Origin of the sequence: Alistipes sp. HGB5 (genome assembly GCF_000183485.2) — a bacterium.
GTDB classification, from domain to species: Bacteria; Bacteroidota; Bacteroidia; order Bacteroidales; family Rikenellaceae; genus Alistipes; species Alistipes finegoldii.
In genome coordinates this window covers 49,768-66,561 of sequence record NZ_AENZ01000040.1, presented here as the reverse complement: position 1 = coordinate 66,561, position 16,794 = coordinate 49,768, and the positions used below count along the sequence as shown (strand labels likewise).

Below are 16,794 nucleotides of genomic sequence, written 5' to 3'. Positions count from 1 at the left end.
CGTACCCGTTTGTCGCATTTTCGGGCATGGTTACGAACAAGTAACGTAGCGGCGTCAGGATTTGGCTTCGGCAGGGATTGTAATGGCTTCACGGATTATCGCCACTTCAACCAAAACCCTTGTAACTCAATTCTATCACTATATCTTTCCGCATTTCACTTTTTTGTAGTAACTTTGCAACTGGAAACTACTAAACTTTCATTCCGAAATGACTCCTGAACAAACCAAGCGCTTCAAGTACTGGCAGACCCGTACGATCGTCGCCACGATGATCGGTTACGCGCTCTTTTACTTCGTGCGTAAAAACTTTTCGCTGGCCATGCCCGGCCTTGAGGCCGATCTGGGGATCTCGAAAACCAGTCTGGGAATTTTCCTGACCCTGAACGGCGTGGTCTACGGACTTTCGCGTTTCGTGAACGGCATTCTGGCCGACCGGATGAACGCCCGCTGGTACATGGCTGTCGGACTTGCGCTCTGCGCATTGGCCAACTTCGCCTTCGGATTCGGCGAAGACGTCTCCTACTGGATCACGGGCCAGCACGACGGTTCGCAGTTCACCAATACGATGATCCTCTTCATGGGTATCATGTGGGTGATAAACGGCCTGCTGCAGGGAACGGGATTTCCGCCCTGCGCCCGTCTGCTGACCCACTGGATTCCGCCCACGCAGCTGGCGACGAAGATGTCGGTGTGGAATACCTCGCACTCGATCGGGGCCGGTCTGGTCGTGATCCTCTGCGGGTATATCATGGGTACGCTGGGCATGAACGTCTCGGCCGATCCCGACGCCGTGGCGGCCATGGCCGCCAATCTGGGCGTACAGCCCGGTGACGCCGCGGGTATGGAGTGCGTCATGGCGGCCGCCGCGCATGCCGGGGCGTGGAAATGGTGTTTCTGGATTCCCTCCGCCATTTCGTTCGCAGGGGCTGTCGGGCTTGTAGTCTTCCTGCGCGACACGCCCTCGTCGGTGGGGCTTCCCGAATTGGAGGGCACCGAGGTCAGGAAGGAGAAGAAAGCCGCCAAAGGTGCCGAGCACCGTGCGTTCCTGATGAAGCATGTCTTCAAGAACCCGCTGATCTGGATTCTGGGTTTTGCCAATTTCTTCGTCTATGTCGTCCGCTTTTCGGTCCTCGACTGGGGGCCTTCGCTGCTGAGCCAGTCGAAGGGCGTCAGCATGGAGCACGCCGGCTGGCTCGTGGCGATGTTCGAGATTGCGGGCATCGTCGGCATGCTGGTCGCCGGCTGGGCGACGGACAGGTGGCTGAAAGGCCGTGCCCACCGCACCTGCGTATTCTGCATGGCGGGAGCCGCGATTTTCGTCTTCCTCTTCTGGCAGCTGCCCGGTGACGCTCCCGTCTGGCTGCTCTTCACGACCCTCTGCGCCGCCGGTTTCTGCATCTACGGTCCGCAGGCGCTGATCGGCATCGCCGCGGCGAATCAGGCTACGAAGAACGCCGCCGCGACGGCCAACGGCCTTACGGGTCTGTTCGGTTACGCGAGCACCGTCGTTTCGGGTGTCGGACTGGGCTATGTGGCGCAGCATTACGGCTGGAACTGGGCCTATGTCGGCATCCTCGGCATGGCCGTCGTGGGCATGCTGGTTTTTCTGCTGATGTGGGGCGCCCGCGCCGACGGTTACGATGCCGAACCGGAGCATGATTAGACGTGTTTGTCCCGTACGGGAAAACGATATGGACTTTCGGGTTCGAAAGTGTCCGGAGCCGGTTGCGGTTTCGGACACTTTATTTTGAAATCTGAGAAAAAAATTGTTACCTTTGTTCAATTAACTGCTAAAAGACAGAGTGATATGCTGAGTATTGCCGAACGACACAAATACATCCTCGATAACCTGAACAAATACGGGTTCGTGCGTATTACCGACGTCGCCAACGAACTGGGGGTTACGAAAGTGACGATCCGCAAGGATGTCAAGATACTGGAAAGCAAAGGGTTGCTTTACAAAGTGCACGGCAGCGCCCGTCCCGCCAACCCCCATGTGGCCGATATGGACGTGCATGTCAAGGACAACATCAACCGCGACTCCAAGCGGCTTATCGCCCAGCGCGCCCTCGAACTGCTGGAGGATAACGATTCGATCATCGTCGCTTCCGGCTCGACGATCTATGCCTTTGCCGAGGAGATCAAGGCGCGCCAGTGGCATCACCTGAACATCGTTACGCCCTTCCTGCGGCTGGGCGTGCTGCTCAACGAGGCGGAGAATGTCAATGTCGTGCAGCTGGGCGGCACGGTGCACAAGAAGTCGCTATCGGTGCTGGGCGAGGAGGCCGCGCGTTCACTCGACGACTGCATCTGTTCGAAACTCTTCTTCGGTGTGGACGGCATCGACCTCGAACACGGCATCACGACCTCCACGATCGACGAGGCGAAGCTCACGCGCAAGATGATGAAGGCGTCGTCGCAGAATATCGTGCTGGCCGACTCTTCGAAATTCGGACAGCGCGGCTTCGGACGCATCTGCGCGCTGGAGGACATAGACGTCATTATTACCGACGACCGGATTTCCGAACAGATGGTCGCCATCGTCGAGGAGGCGGGCGTGGACCTGATTATCGTCAAGTAGGGCTGTCCCAACCGGGAAAATGACAGGCGCGCCCTGCGTGCGAGAAACAGAGGCGGTTCCGAAATTTCGGAGCCGCCTCTACTTTGTCGGAAGGCAGGAGGGTTATTTGGTCCATGCGGCGTAGCCGCTGCCGATCGCGTCCCAGTCGGTCAGCGCCGTGCATCCGCGGAAGCAGGTGCCGAAACTCTTCGGCGCGGTGAATGCGTCGGGGTGGAGCGAACGTTCGTAGATGTGTACTTTCACGCCGTCGATGGTCGTGTAGGGCGATTCGACGGCGAGTTTGGCCGCATCGCGGAATGTGCCGCTGAAGTCGGTGACCTTACGGCTGTCGTCGAACATGTCGGCGGGAACGCTCACAAGTTCGGTGCAGTTTGCCAGAAGCCATTTGTAGGATGTGACGTTGGTACACCCTTTGAATACGTTTCTGCCCACTTTCGTCAGGGCTTTGTTGCCGAAGAAACAGCTTCGGAAAATGTCGGCCGACGTGCATCCTGCGAAAAATTCGTCGGGAATCTCTTTGAGTGCGGTGCAGCCGTAGAAAGTCTCCTCGAAGTTCGTGGCGTTGGCAAGCCCCTTGAACAGGCCCGCAGGCAGCGTTTCGAAGGCCGTATTTCCGGAGAAGGTGTATTTCAGCGTCGTGATCTGAGGGCTTCGGGCGAAAAATCCGGCCGGAATGGTTTTGAGCTGCTTGCAGTGGGCGAGGAAGCTTTGCAGCGACGTGACGTTTTTGAGCGGGGCGAGCAGATTTTCGGGAACCGACGTGAGCGAGGCGCATTTGGTGAAACATCCCAATACGTCGGTGACCTTGTCGCAGCCGCTGAACAACGAGGCCGGAATGGTTTGCAGGCCGCTGCAGCCTTCGAATGCGTATTTGAACGTGGTTACCTCGGCGAACGAGTCGGTCGTGTTTTCGGGGAGCGTTTTCAGGTTGGAGCAGAGGTAGAACGCATAGTACATCGAGGTCAGGTTTACGTTGCCCCATTGTTTGACGGCCGTCAGGTAGCTGCGGGAGGTTTCGGAGTGTCCCTGCAGGCTGTAGAGTTGTTCCACCGAACCGGATACGGACACTTCGTAGACGCCCGCTTCCGCATATTCGTAATTTATCAGGCTGCCCGTCGCGGGGTTGAGGGTCAGGGCGAGTTTCTCGCTGTATCCGTCGCCGTAATCGACCGTGCAGTCGATGGCGCCGGAGAGCGGCAGTATGATCTTGCCGCCTGCCGGGACGGTGTATTCGAGGATGAGCGACGGAGGACCTTGGGTGACGTTGATGGCGGCCGACACCTCGGCGGGGTTGTCCTTGCAGCCGGTGGTGACCGTCACCACGGCCGGCCGGTTTCCGCCGTCGGGATTGGGCGACGCCGTGAGGCGGAGTTTGTCGCCCTCTTTGGAGATCGTTATCCATCCTGCGTCGCAGGCGGCGTCCCATCGCTCCTGATTCGTGGTTACCGTGATGGGGTCAATTCCCCCCCCTCGTTGGTGAACTCCGCCGTATTGCTTTCCAGACTCAGGGTCGGCGCGATGCCTTGTTCGACCGTGATTTTGCCGATGACGCTTTCGCCGTTCATGATGGAGATTGCGGCGTTGCGCAGCTCCTCGGCGTTCTCTTCGATTTCGACCGTCAGTCGATCCCCCGACAGGACGGCCGTACACCACGACCGGTCGGATTCCGGCACGGCTTCGAAATTCTTTTCCATGGTGAGGACGAACTGGCCTGCATGGTGTGTCGCGGTTATCGCGGCAGAGGTTCCATCTTGTGAAATTTTGACATCCGAATCGGGCGAACTGAATTTGACCGCCGGATTCGGGGTGTCGTCTTCCGAGCATGCGCCGCTGAATAGCAGCAGGCATAGCAGTGCATAAAACTGTCTCATAACAATGGGATTAAAGTTTGACATGAAGATCGTTTCAAATATAATGAAATTTTTTCGTCATCGGTAGAAATAATTGTGCTTTTTTGTCGCAGGGCGCGTATTGTTTATTTTAGGTCGGGGTGTGCGGAGACCTTCCTGCACCGGGAGTGCGGGGCGCAGCGGCATGGACGGACGAATCCGCGGCCCGGCCCGGTGTGTGCGGATTGTTGAAAATTTTTCCGGCAAAGTTTTGCACGCCCCGTAAAAATGTCCTACCTTTGTCCTCAATTACAGCGATTCCGAATACCTATGAATTGTAACCCCCTCATATCGTCAGCGCAGGCATTCTGGCAGCAGGACTATTGGTCGGGCGACGTGTCTCCGGTTTTCGGTAATTTTGTTTTATTAGGGTAACTGTTTCGGTTGCCCTATTTTTTTACGCTCGTACGGATGAAGACACTTTATACCAATGCCGCGATCTACACCGGCGGCCGTTTTGCGGCCGGGGAGTTCGCCGTCGAGGGAGGCCGCATCGTGCCCGTCGCAGGCGCCGCGCCCGACCGGACCGTGGACCTCGGCGGCCGGCATGTGATCCCCGGACTCGTGGACGTGCACGTCCACCTGCGCGAACCGGGATTTTCGCAGAAGGAGACCATCGCCTCCGGAACGGCTGCGGCCGCACGGGGCGGATATACGACGGTCTGTTCGATGCCGAACCTGAACCCTGCGCCCGATGCGCCCGATACGCTCCGCGCGCAGACCGAGATCATCCGCCGCGACGCCGTGGTGCGGGTCGTGCCTTACGGCTGTATCACGATGGGGCAGCGGGGCGCCGGCGAGCTGGTCGATTTCGCGGCCCTCGCGCCCGATGTTGTCGGCTTCTCGGACGACGGCCGCGGCGTGCAGTCCGACGAACTGATGGAGGAGGCGATGCGCCGGGTGGCAAAAGCCGGCCGGCCGGTCGTGGCCCACTGCGAGGTGGACGACCTGCTGCGGGGCGGATATATCCACGACGGCGAATACTGCCGCGCGCACGGGCACAAGGGCATCTGCTCCGAGAGCGAGTGGAAGCAGGTGGAACGCGACATCGCGCTGGCCGAAAAGACCGGTTGCCAGTATCACGTCTGCCACGTCTCGACCAAGGAGAGCGTCGAGCTGGTGCGGCGTGCGAAGACCCGCGGCGTGCGCGTGAGCTGCGAAACGGCGCCGCATTATCTGCTGCTCTGCGACGAGGATTTGCAGGAGGACGGACGCTTCAAGATGAATCCGCCGCTGCGCAGCCGCGAAGACCGCGCCGCGCTGATCGCGGGCGTCGCGGACGGTACGATCGAGGTGATCGCCACCGACCATGCGCCCCATACCGCCGAAGAGAAGTCGCGCGGACTGGCCGGCAGCGCCATGGGAATCGTGGGTTTGGAGTGCGCTTTTCCGCTGATGTATAAATATATGGTGTTGCCGGGAACGCTCACGCTCGAAAAGCTTGTCGCGCTGATGTCCGACAATCCCCGCCGGATATTCGGTCTGGGCGGCGGCCTGAACGTCGGCGGCGAAGCCGACTTCACGGTGCTCGACCTCGGCGCGCAGTACGAGATAGACCCTGCGGCGTTTCTCTCGAAGGGCCGCGCCACGCCTTTCGCCGGCTGGCCGGTGCAGGGCCGCGCCGTGCTGACCATCGTCGGGGGCAGGGAAGCATATATGGACGAAACGATGAAAACCAATAAATAAGGATGAAACCATTTACGAAGAAAATTGTCTTGGAGAACGGCCGTGAGTTTTACGGCTACGGCTTCGGCGCCGACCGCGAGGTCATTAACGAGATCGTCTTCAATACCTCGATGGTGGGGTATCAGGAGATTATGTCCGACCCCTCCTACACGGACCAGATGGTCGTGATGACCTATCCGCTGATCGGTAATTACGGTATGGCCGACGAGGATTACGAAACGAAGACTCCGACCATCGGCGGCATGATCGTGCGCGAGTACAACGACTCGCCGAGCAACTTCCGCTATACGAAGACCCTGAACGAGGTCTTCGAGGAGCATGACATTCCCGCGATCTGGGGCGTGGACACCCGCACCCTGACGCGCATCATCCGTAACGAAGGCACCCAGAAGGTGATTATCACCGGCGCGGACACGCCCCTCGAAGAGGCGCTCCGCAAAGTGCGCGAGTACGCCCTTCCCCACGACATGGTTTCGCGCGTGAGCTGCAAGAAACGCTGGATGTCGCGCGTCCCCAACCACAAATACGACGTGGTGGCGGTCGACTGCGGCATCAAGTACAACATCATCCGCCAGCTGAACCGCGTGGGCTGCAACGTGACGGTCGTGCCGTTCGACTCGACGCTGGAGGAGATCATGGCCTTCCGTCCCGACGGCGTCGTGCTGTCGAACGGTCCCGGCAACCCGCAGGACGTGACGCCCGTGATCGAGCTGGTCAGGCAGCTGCGCGGCAAACTGCCGATCTTCGGCATCTGCATGGGCCATCAGCTCATTTCGCTGGCTTACGGCGCCAAGACCGTGAAGATGAAGTTCGGCCACCGCGGCGGCAACCACCCCGTGAAGAATCTGGCCACCGGCAAGATCGAGATCACGAGCCAGAACCACAGCTACGCCGTGGACGTCGATTCACTGGCCGGTACGGGGCTGGAGCTGACCCACGTAAACCTGCTCGACGGCACGGCCGAGGGCGTGGAGTGTGTCGGCGACGCTGTTTTCTCGATGCAGTATCACCCGGAGAGCGCTTCGGGTCCGCAGGACAGCGGCTATTTGTTCAGAAAGTTTACCAAAATAATGGAGGAGCGTAAAAATGCCTAAGAGAAGAGATATAAAGAAGGTAATGGTTATCGGTTCGGGTCCGATCGTCATCGGACAGGCCGCCGAATTCGACTATGCGGGCACGCAGGCCTGCCTCGCACTCAAGGAAGAGGGCTACGAGGTGATTCTCGTGAATTCGAACCCCGCCACGATCATGACCGACACGCATATTGCGGACAAGGTATACATGGAGCCGCTGACGCTCGAATACGTCGCCAAGATCATCCGCTTCGAACGCCCCGACGCCATCGTGCCGGGACTGGGCGGGCAGACGGGTCTGAACCTCGCGGTGCAGCTCGCCAAGAAGGGCATTCTGAAAGAGTGTCAGGTCGAGATTCTGGGCACCTCGTTCGAGTCGATCGAACGTGCCGAGGACCGCGAGCTTTTCAAGGAGCTGTGCGAATCGCTGGGCGAGCCGGTGATCGAGTCGAAGATCGCCATGTCGGTCGAGGAGGCCGTCGAGGTCGCCGCCGAGATCGGCTATCCCGTCGTGCTGCGTCCCGCCTATACGCTGGGCGGCACGGGCGGCGGCTTCGCCGACAACGAGGAGCAGCTGCGCGAGATGATGCGCCACGCCCTGTTCCTTTCGCCCGTACATCAGGTGCTCGTCGAGAAGAGCATCAAGGGATACAAGGAGATCGAGTTCGAGGTGATGCGCGACCACAACGACACGGCCATCAGCATCTGCTGCATGGAGAACATCGACCCCGTGGGCGTCCATACGGGCGACTCGATCGTCGTGGCGCCGTGCCAGACGCTCACCAATAAGGAGTTCCAGATGCTGCGCGACAGCGCCCTGAAGATCATCCGCGAGCTGAAGATCGAAGGCGGCTGCAACGTGCAGTTCGCACTCGACCCCCTGTCGTTCAAATACTACCTGATCGAGGTGAATCCCCGCGTGTCGCGCTCCTCGGCCCTCGCATCGAAGGCCAGCGGTTATCCGATCGCGCGCGTTACGGCCAAGGTGGCCGTGGGTCTCACCCTCGACGAGATCATGCTAGCCAATACGCCCGCCAGCTTCGAGCCGACGCTCGACTACGTTGTGACTAAAGTCGCCCGCTTCCCGTTCGACAAGTTCAGCGACGCGTCGAACAAGCTCGGTACGCAGATGAAAGCCACGGGCGAGGTGATGTCGATCGGCCGCACGATGGAGGAGAGCCTGCTGAAGGCGATGCGTTCGCTCGAAACCGGCGTCTGCCATATCTACCACAAGAAGTTCGAAGACTGGACGAACGACCGGCTGCTGGAATACATCGCCGAGCCTACCGACGACCGGCTGTATGCCATCGCGCAGCTGATCCGCGGCGGCGTCGATCTGGTGCTGATCTACAACCGCACGAAAATCGACATGTTCTTCCTCGAAAAGTTCAAGAATATCGTCGAATTCGAGCGCGTCGTCGAGGCCGCTCCGATGGATATCGAAGTGCTGCGCGAAGCCAAGCGCATGGGTTTCAGCGATAAGTTCATCGGCCAGCTGTGGGGCGTCTCGCAGCACGACATGTACCTGCTGCGCGAGAAGAACGGCATCTTCCCGGTCTACAAGATGATCGACACCTGCGCCAGCGAGTTCAGTTCCTACGTGCCTTATTTCTACTCGACCTACGAGGACGAGAACGAGTCGCAGGTGAGCGACAAGGAGAAGATCGTGGTGCTCGGTTCCGGTCCGATCCGCATCGGTCAGGGCGTCGAGTTCGACTATTCGACCGTACACGCCATCTGGTCGATCCGCGAAGCGGGCTATGAAGCCATCATCATCAACAACAACCCCGAAACCGTCTCGACCGACTATACCACCAGCGACAAACTCTACTTCGAGCCGCTGATGGTCGAGGACGTGATGAACGTCATCCACCTCGAAAAACCGAAGGCGATCGTCGTGTCGCTCGGCGGACAGACCGCCATCAACCTCGCCGAGCCGCTCTCCCGGCTGGGCGTGCCCATCATCGGCACCGACTGCGAAGCCATCCGCAACGCCGAGGACCGCGGCTGCTTCGAGAAGATCATGGAGGAGCTGCGCATCCCGCAGCCCGAAGCCGAAGCCGTCACCGACATCGAGTCGGGCGTGAAGGCCGCCGCCCGCATCGGCTATCCGGTGCTGGTGCGTCCGAGTTACGTGCTGGGCGGCCGCGCCATGCAGATCGTTTCGAACGAGGAGCGCCTGCGCCACTACCTGCAGACGGCCGTCGAGGTCAACGACGACTCGCCGGTGCTGGTAGACCGCTACATCATGGGCAAGGAGCTTGAGGTGGACGCCATCTGCGACGGCAAGGACGTCTTTATCCCCGGCATCATGGAGCATGTCGAGCGCACGGGTATCCATTCGGGCGACTCGATCAGCGTCTATCCGACCTTCAGCGTCAGCCAGAAGGCCAAGGACAAGATCATCGACTACACGGTGAAACTCGGTCTGCGGATCGGCATCATCGGTCTCTACAATATCCAGTTCATCCTCGACGGCAACGACGAAGTCTACGTCATCGAGGTCAATCCCCGCTCGTCGCGCACGGTGCCGTTCCTCTCCAAATCGACGGGCGTCCCGATGGCCCATATCGCCACGCAGGTGATTCTGGGCAAGACGCTGAAGGAACTGGGCGTCACCGAAGTATACGGCAAGGAGAAGAAACGCTGGTACGTCAAGGCGCCGGCCTTCTCGTTCGCCAAGATCCGCGGCATGGATTCCTACCTCTCGCCTGAGATGAAATCCACGGGCGAGGCCATCGGCTACGACGACAAGCTCACCCGCGCGCTTTACAAGGCGTTGCAGGCGACGGGCATGAACGTCTGCAACTACGGCACGATCTTCGTCACCATCGCCGACCACGACAAGGAGCAGGCGCTGCCCCTCGTGCGGCGTTTCTACGACCTTGGCTTCAACGTCGAGGCGACGACCGGGACCGCCGAATTCCTGCGCGAACACGGCATCCGCACCCGCACGCGGCGCAAGCTGAGCGAGGGCAGTTCGGAGATCATCGACGCGCTCCGTCAGGGCCACGTGAGCTACGTGATCAATACCATCGACATCAACCAGCACAATACCCGGCTCGACGGATACGAAATCCGCCGCACGGCCGTCGAGAACAACGTGACGATCTTCACGGCGCTCGAAACGGTGCAGGTGCTGCTGGACGTGCTCGAAGAGATCACCTTCGGAGTCTCGACCATCGACGCGAAGTGATTTCCGGCGTGAGGACGCCTTCCGTACGCACCTCTTTCGCTCCGAACGGGATACGGTCCCGTCCGGAGCGAAACGAACGAAGCGCGGGGGCTGTTCTCCGGATCAAAAATCGAAAGGGAATACATGTATAAGAAAGGCATCTATAAGATTCTTGCGAACGAGCCGCTGACGGCCTCGGTGTGGCGCATGGTGCTGGAGGGCGATACCGAATGGATCGTCCGTCCGGGACAGTTCGTCAATATCGCGCTCGAAGGCCGCTACCTGCGCCGTCCGATTTCGGTGTGCGACTGCGATGCACGGACCCTCACGCTCATCTATAAGGTCGTGGGCGGAGGTACGGAGCAGATGAGCCGCATGGCGGCGGGCGCGGAGCTGGACCTGCTGACGGGACTCGGCAACGGCTTCGACACCTCCAACGATGCGCGGCGGCCCCTGCTGGTGGGCGGCGGCGTAGGCGTGCCTCCGCTCTACAAGCTGGCCAAAGCGCTGCTGGCGGAGGGCAAACCGGTGAGCGTCGTGCTGGGATTCAACACGGCGGACGAGATCTTCTACGCCGACGAATTCCGGGCGCTGGGGTGCGACGTGCATGTCGCCACGGCCGACGGTTCGGCCGGGACGAAAGGCTTCGTCACGACGGCCATCGCCGGCGACGGCATCGACTTCGACTACTTCTATGCCTGCGGTCCGCTGCCGATGCTGCGCGCGCTGTGCGACTCGGTCGCGCAGGACGGCCAGCTGTCGTTCGAGGAGCGTATGGGATGCGGTTTCGGCGCCTGCATGGGCTGTTCGTGCAAAACGAAATACGGCAACAAACGCATCTGCAAGGAGGGACCCGTATTAACGAAAGGGGAGATCATATGGTAAGCAAGCAGTTCATCGCACAGAACCGGCCGGCAGGAAAACCTGCCCCGGATATGTCCGTCACCCTGAGCGGTCTGAAGCTGGACAACCCGGTCGTTCCGGCCAGCGGTACGTTCGGATACGGCAACGAATTCCGGGATTTTTACGATATCAACATCCTCGGTTCGTTCTCGTTCAAGGGCACCACGCGCGAACCGCGCTTCGGCAATCCCACGCCCCGCATCGCCGAATGTGAGGCGGGGATGATCAACGCCGTGGGACTGCAGAATCCCGGCATCGACGCCGTGATCGCCGAGGAGCTGCCGCGCCTGAAGAGCTTCTTTCATAAACCCGTGATCGCCAATATCAGCGGCTTCTCGATCGAGGAGTACGCCTATTGCTGCGAGCGGATCGACCGCGAGGAGCAGGTCGGCATCATCGAGGTCAATGTCTCGTGCCCCAACGTGCGGCACGGCGGCATGTCGTTCGGCACTTCGCCCGAATGTGCGGCCGAGGTGACGCGCGCGGTGAAGACCGTGACCACCAAACCGGTCTATATCAAACTGTCGCCCAACGTGACGGACATCGTCTCGATCGCCCGCGCCTGCGAAGAGGCCGGTGCCGACGGCATCTGCCTGATCAACACCCTGCTGGGAATGCGGATCGACGTGAGGTGCCGCAAGGCGGTGATCGCCAATACGATGGGCGGTTTTTCGGGCGCTGCGGTCTTTCCCGTGGCCGTGCGGATGGTTTATCAGGTCGCCAAAGCCTGCTCCGTACCCGTCATGGGATGCGGCGGCGTGACGACGGCCCGCGACGTGATCGAAATGATGATGGCCGGAGCCACGGCCGTGCAGGTCGGCGCTGCGAATCTGGTGAATCCCTATGCCTCGAAGGAGATCGTCGAAGCCCTGCCCGCCGAGATGGAGCGGCTGGGGATCGAGCGGCTGAGCGACATTATAGGAATCGTAGAATAAAGTTAAAATCGGATATGATGCAACACGACGTAATTATCGCCTGCGACTTCAAGTCGGCGGAAGACACTTTCAAGTTCCTCGACCTGTTCCGGGACGAGGAGCGCAAACCGTTCCTCAAGATCGGCATGGAGCTTTTCTATGCCGAAGGCCCTGCCATCGTGCGCGAAATCAAGCGCCGGGGCCACCGGATTTTCCTCGACCTCAAACTGCACGACATTCCCAACACCGTGAAGAAGGCGATGGCCGTGCTGTCGCGTCTGGACGTCGATATGTGCAACGTCCATGCGGCCGGAACGGTCGAGATGATGAAATACGCCCTCGAAGGGCTTACCCGCGAGGACGGCACGCGGCCCCTGCTGATCGCCGTGACGCAGCTCACCTCGACCAGCGAGGAGCGCATGCGGCAGGAGCTGCTTATCAACGCTTCGATCAACGACACGATCGTCAAATACGCGCAGAACACCCGTGCCGCGGGGCTGGACGGCGTGGTTTGCTCGCCGCTCGAAGCGGGCATGGTGCACGAAGCCTGCGGAAAAGAGTTCCTGACCGTCACGCCCGGCGTGCGTTTTGCAGACGGAGACGTTGCGGACCAAGTGCGCGTCACCACGCCCGCCCGTGCGCGGGAGATCGGCTCCGACTTCATCGTCGTGGGCCGTCCGATCACCGCCGCTGCGGACCCCGTGGCCGCGTACCGCAGGTGCGTAAGCGAATTTTGCGATTAAACACGATTAAAAACAGTCGATTATGAAACCGGTAAAACTTTTCTACCTGAAAAACTGTCCCTTCTGCCGCAAGGTGCTGCGTTACATCGAAGAGGCCAAGGCCGCACACCCCGAACTGCAGCCGGTGGCGATCGAAATGATCGAGGAGTCGGAGCAGTCCGATTTGGCTGACACATTCGATTACTACTATGTGCCGACGTTTTACGTCGATGGCGTGAAGGTCCACGAGGGCGGCATCTATGCCGAGGAGGTGGAGAAGATTTTGCGTTCGGCGCTGGAATAAACCACTACAGAATATCATGGAGAAATCAATTGCTAAAGACCTGCTTTCGATCGGCGCGGTGTTCCTGCGCCCCGAACAGCCGTTTACATGGGCCAGCGGCATCAAAAGCCCTATTTACTGCGACAACCGCCTGACGCTGACGGCGCCTGTCGTGCGCGGACACGTCGAAGAGGGGCTGGCGCAGATCGTCCGCACCCGCTTTCCCGAAGCCGAGGTGCTGATGGGAACTTCGACCGCGGGCATCGCCCACGCCGCCATCACCGCGACGATCCTCGACCTGCCGATGGGCTATGTGCGCAGCGGTTCGAAGGATCACGGCCGCGGCAACCAGATCGAGGGCAAGCTCGAAAAGGGGCAGAAGGTGGTCGTGATCGAGGACCTGATCTCGACCGGCGGTTCGTGCATCGAGGTGGTGACCGCCCTGCGCGAAGCCGGCGCCGAGGTGCTGGGCGTGGCGTCGATCTTCACCTACGGCATGAAGAAGGGACTGGACCGCATGAAAGAGGCGAACGTCGTCAATTACAGTCTCTCGAATCTCGACGCATTGGTGGAAGTGGCCGCCGAGGAGGGATACATCAAGCCCGAAGACAAGGCCCGTCTGCTGAAATTCCGCGACAATCCGTCGGACGAAAGCTGGATGGAAAAATAGTTTGCCGGGATCGCACGACGCTTTTCCGCACCTCGCTTGGGGGCATGGAAATGCGGCTTGCACTCCCTCCGCACTCCGGTCGGCGCCGCGTGCAATCCGCAGCATGCCGCCGGCCGGCTGCAAACCCCGATTTTGATAAATGAAACAACCTATGAGACACCTGATTGACCCGACCGACCTGACGGTGGCCGAAACCGAACAAATCGTGGCGCTGGCCGAAGATATCATCGCCAACCGCGCCAAATACAGCGAAGCGTGCAAGGGGCGCAAGCTGGCGACGCTCTTTTACGAGCCTTCGACCCGCACCCGCCTGAGTTTCACCTCCGCCATGATGGAGCTGGGGGGCAGCGTCATCGGCTTTTCGGACGCCAATTCGTCGTCCGTGTCGAAAGGCGAAACCGTGGCGGACACCGTACGCGTGATCCGCTGTTTCGCGGACATTATCGCCATGCGCCACTTCAAGGAGGGCGCGCCGCTCGTAGCTTCGCAGTACGCCGGAATTCCGGTCATCAATGCGGGCGACGGCAGCCACAGCCACCCGACGCAGACCCTTACGGACCTTCTGACGATCAAGCGCGAGAAGGGGCGTTTCGACAACATGACGATCGGCTTCTGCGGCGACCTGAAATTCGGCCGCACGGTCCATTCGCTCATCAAGGCGCTGTCGCGCTATTCGGGGATCAAGGTGATCCTGATCGCCCCGCAGGAGCTGCGTCTTCCGGACTACATGCTGGCCGAGATGAGCGAGAATTCGAAACTCGAATTCCGCGAAGTCGAGACCATGGAGGAGGTGATGCCCGAACTGGACATACTCTACATGACGCGTGTGCAGAAGGAGCGTTTCCTCGACGAGGAGGAGTTCGACCGCGTGAAGAACAGCTTCGTGCTCGATCCCGGAAAGCTCGAAACCGCCAAGGAGGATATGATTATCCTGCACCCGCTGCCGCGCGTGAACGAAATCACGCGCGCCGTGGACAACGATCCCCGCGCAGCCTATTTCCGACAGGTCGAAAACGGCAAGTTCGTACGCATGGCGCTGATCCTTACGCTGCTGCGCTGGGCCGACGAAAACAAGCCCTTCGAGAAGACTCCCGTTTTCAGCGAAGACTACGTCGTCAATGAGATGGAGTGCTCCAACCGGCGCTGTATCTCGGCGACCGAAGATGTCGACCGGCTTTTCCACCGCCTGCCCGACGGCTCGTGCCGCTGCGCCTACTGCGAGGCCAAGGCGAAGTGATCTCCGGTATGGCCTTTCATATAAAGCTCCCATAAGGGAGCTTTTTTTCTTCCGCCTGCCTGAGTCTGTCTTCCGTTTTTCCTGAGTCCGCCGCTCTTCCGGGCCTTAGGGCGTGTTCCGGTCCGGGCGGTGCTTTCCGGCGGGTCGGACGGAGTGCATGCGCCCTGTTCGGCCGATTTTCCGGTTTCGAATGTAAAATTTGTTATTTCGATTAGTAACCTGTCTTGTGAAATTGTATTATTTATAGAAACAAAGGCGCAGAACGGGGTGCAATAACGTCTGCGGTTGCAAAAAGTTTTACTATCTTTGCATCAATTCTAACCTTAACCTGAAAAGAACCGATGTCTGCAAATTCCCGAAAAGTATCGCCGCTGGCATGGGTCCCCACGGTCTATTTTGCCATGGGGCTCCCGTTTATTATCGTAAACATGGTAGCGACGCTGATGTTCCGAGGGCTGGGTATCGACGATGCCCGCATTACGCTCTGGACTTCGCTGATTATCCTGCCGTGGTCGCTCAAACCCTTCTGGAGTCCCTTGATGGAGATGTTCAGGACCAAGAAATTCTGGGTCGTCGCCACGCAGCTGGTTTCGGGTCTGGGACTTGCGCTGGTCGCCCTGTCGCTTCCGCTTCCCAACTTTTTCCCCTATGCCATCGCCCTGATGGCTGTCGTGGCCTTCAGCGGCGCGACGCACGACATCGCCACCGACGGCGTCTATATCACCGAACTTTCCAAAGACCTGCAGGCCAAGTTCATCGGCTGGCAGGGCGCCTTTTACAACATCGCTAAGGTCTTCGCCATGGGCGGACTGGTCTATCTGGCCGGCGCGCTCAAGGACCATGTCGGAATCGTGCAGGCGTGGATGACCGTGATGGGCCTTTGCGGCGGCATTCTCTTCCTGCTTGGGCTGTACCACATCCGCATGCTGCCTTCGGGCGGCGCCGCGACGGCCCACGCCGATAGTTTCGGCGGCGCCATGCGCGAGACGAAGCGCATCTTTCTGGAGTTCTTCAAGAAGAAATACATCTGGATCTATTTCGCCTTCATCCTCTTCTACCGCTTCGCCGAAGGTCTGGTCATCAAGATCGTGCCGCTGTTCCTCAACGCTCCGCTCGATCAGCAGGGCATGGGCCTTACCGAACAGCAGATCGGACTCTATTACGGTACGTTCGGCGTGATCGCCTTCGTCGTGGGGTCCATTCTGGGCGGCTATTTCATTTCGTGGCTCAAACTGCGGCGCGCCTTGTTCCCGCTGGTCTGCATCTTCAACGTTCCGTTCGTGGTCTATGCGCTGCTGGCGTGGTTCCAGCCTTCGAGCCCCGTGCTGATCTGCGCGGCCATCGTGTTCGAATATTTCAGTTACGGCTTCGGCTTCGTGGGACTCACGCTCTTCATCATGCAGCAGGTGGCGCCCGGCCCGCACCAGATGGCGCACTACGCCTTCGGGTCGTCGCTTGCCAACCTCGGCGTGATGCTTCCGGGTATGATCAGCGGCTGGCTTTGTGACAGTTTGGGCGGCTATCACTACTTCTTCATGTGGGCGCTGCTGGCGACGGTTCCCGCCTTCCTGCTCGCCGCGCGCATTCCCTTCACCCATCCCGATACCGAAGAGGTGACGGCCGAGGAGATCGACAAAGAATTGATCAACGAATAAACAGAT

General features: G+C 59.7%; 14 protein-coding genes. 12 read left to right on the top strand and 2 right to left on the bottom strand.

Going from position 1 to position 16,794, the window contains the following annotated elements; translation table 11 throughout:
• Positions 1-208: 208 nt before the first annotated feature.
• Together HMPREF9720_RS06180 and HMPREF9720_RS06175 are read left to right on the top strand one after the other, a co-directional pair.
• Entirely contained in the window at positions 209-1,663 is a 1,455-nt protein-coding gene (locus HMPREF9720_RS06180; RefSeq protein ID WP_009597344.1) for an MFS transporter, read from the top strand.
• 144 nt (positions 1,664-1,807) lie between these two features.
• A complete protein-coding gene (locus tag HMPREF9720_RS06175) occupies positions 1,808-2,581 on the top strand; it encodes a DeoR/GlpR family DNA-binding transcription regulator (RefSeq protein WP_014775911.1) in 774 nt (257 codons plus the stop codon).
• Between the two features lie 102 nt (positions 2,582-2,683).
• Here the strand turns inward: HMPREF9720_RS06175 and HMPREF9720_RS06170 are convergent, their stop codons facing one another.
• Together HMPREF9720_RS06170 and HMPREF9720_RS15840 are read right to left on the bottom strand one after the other, a co-directional pair.
• Complete coding sequence (locus HMPREF9720_RS06170) at positions 2,684-4,033, bottom strand: BACON domain-containing protein (RefSeq protein ID WP_302621231.1); 1,350 nt, start codon at positions 4,031-4,033, stop codon at positions 2,684-2,686.
• Positions 4,024-4,452: a BACON domain-containing protein gene (locus tag HMPREF9720_RS15840; protein ID WP_039940044.1), complete on the bottom strand. Its 429-nt coding sequence runs from the start codon at positions 4,450-4,452 to the stop codon at positions 4,024-4,026. The genes HMPREF9720_RS06170 and HMPREF9720_RS15840 overlap by 10 nt, the downstream gene beginning before the upstream one ends.
• Before the next feature lie 429 nt (positions 4,453-4,881).
• Between HMPREF9720_RS15840 and HMPREF9720_RS06160 the strand changes: the two genes are divergently transcribed.
• The 10 genes from HMPREF9720_RS06160 (at position 4,882) to HMPREF9720_RS06115 (ending at position 16,788) form a co-directional block, all read left to right on the top strand.
• The gene (locus tag HMPREF9720_RS06160; RefSeq protein WP_039940064.1) at positions 4,882-6,156 is read left to right on the top strand and encodes a dihydroorotase; all 1,275 of its coding nucleotides are present in this window, start codon (positions 4,882-4,884) and stop codon (positions 6,154-6,156) included.
• Positions 6,157-6,158: 2 nt separating this feature from the next.
• Positions 6,159-7,250 (top strand): glutamine-hydrolyzing carbamoyl-phosphate synthase small subunit, encoded by a 1,092-nt coding sequence (gene carA, locus HMPREF9720_RS06155; RefSeq protein WP_014775914.1) that lies wholly within the window; start codon positions 6,159-6,161, stop codon positions 7,248-7,250.
• Positions 7,243-10,425 carry a carbamoyl-phosphate synthase large subunit gene (gene carB, locus HMPREF9720_RS06150; protein ID WP_009597371.1) on the top strand — a complete coding sequence of 1,061 codons (3,183 nt, stop codon included), beginning with the start codon at positions 7,243-7,245 and terminating at the stop codon, positions 10,423-10,425. The genes carA and carB overlap by 8 nt, the downstream gene beginning before the upstream one ends.
• 123 nt (positions 10,426-10,548) lie before the next feature.
• On the top strand, positions 10,549-11,289 hold the full coding sequence (locus HMPREF9720_RS06145; RefSeq protein WP_009597414.1) for a dihydroorotate dehydrogenase electron transfer subunit: 741 nt from the start codon (positions 10,549-10,551) through the stop codon (positions 11,287-11,289).
• Positions 11,283-12,242, top strand: coding sequence for a dihydroorotate dehydrogenase (locus HMPREF9720_RS06140; protein ID WP_009597387.1), 960 nt, complete (start codon positions 11,283-11,285; stop codon positions 12,240-12,242). The genes HMPREF9720_RS06145 and HMPREF9720_RS06140 overlap by 7 nt, the downstream gene beginning before the upstream one ends.
• A 17-nt stretch (positions 12,243-12,259) precedes the next feature.
• Positions 12,260-12,964, top strand: coding sequence for an orotidine-5'-phosphate decarboxylase (gene pyrF / locus HMPREF9720_RS06135; protein ID WP_039940061.1), 705 nt, complete (start codon positions 12,260-12,262; stop codon positions 12,962-12,964).
• Between the two features lie 22 nt (positions 12,965-12,986).
• Positions 12,987-13,247, top strand: coding sequence for a TlpA family protein disulfide reductase (locus HMPREF9720_RS06130; protein WP_009597357.1), 261 nt, complete (start codon positions 12,987-12,989; stop codon positions 13,245-13,247).
• 16 nt (positions 13,248-13,263) lie between these two features.
• Positions 13,264-13,896: an orotate phosphoribosyltransferase gene (gene pyrE, locus HMPREF9720_RS06125; RefSeq protein ID WP_009597415.1), complete on the top strand. Its 633-nt coding sequence runs from the start codon at positions 13,264-13,266 to the stop codon at positions 13,894-13,896.
• A 151-nt stretch (positions 13,897-14,047) separates the two neighbouring features.
• Positions 14,048-15,133: an aspartate carbamoyltransferase gene (gene pyrB, locus HMPREF9720_RS06120; protein ID WP_009597373.1), complete on the top strand. Its 1,086-nt coding sequence runs from the start codon at positions 14,048-14,050 to the stop codon at positions 15,131-15,133.
• A gap of 341 nt (positions 15,134-15,474) precedes the next feature.
• Positions 15,475-16,788: an MFS transporter gene (locus HMPREF9720_RS06115; RefSeq protein ID WP_009597335.1), complete on the top strand. Its 1,314-nt coding sequence runs from the start codon at positions 15,475-15,477 to the stop codon at positions 16,786-16,788.
• Positions 16,789-16,794: the final 6 nt, after the last annotated feature.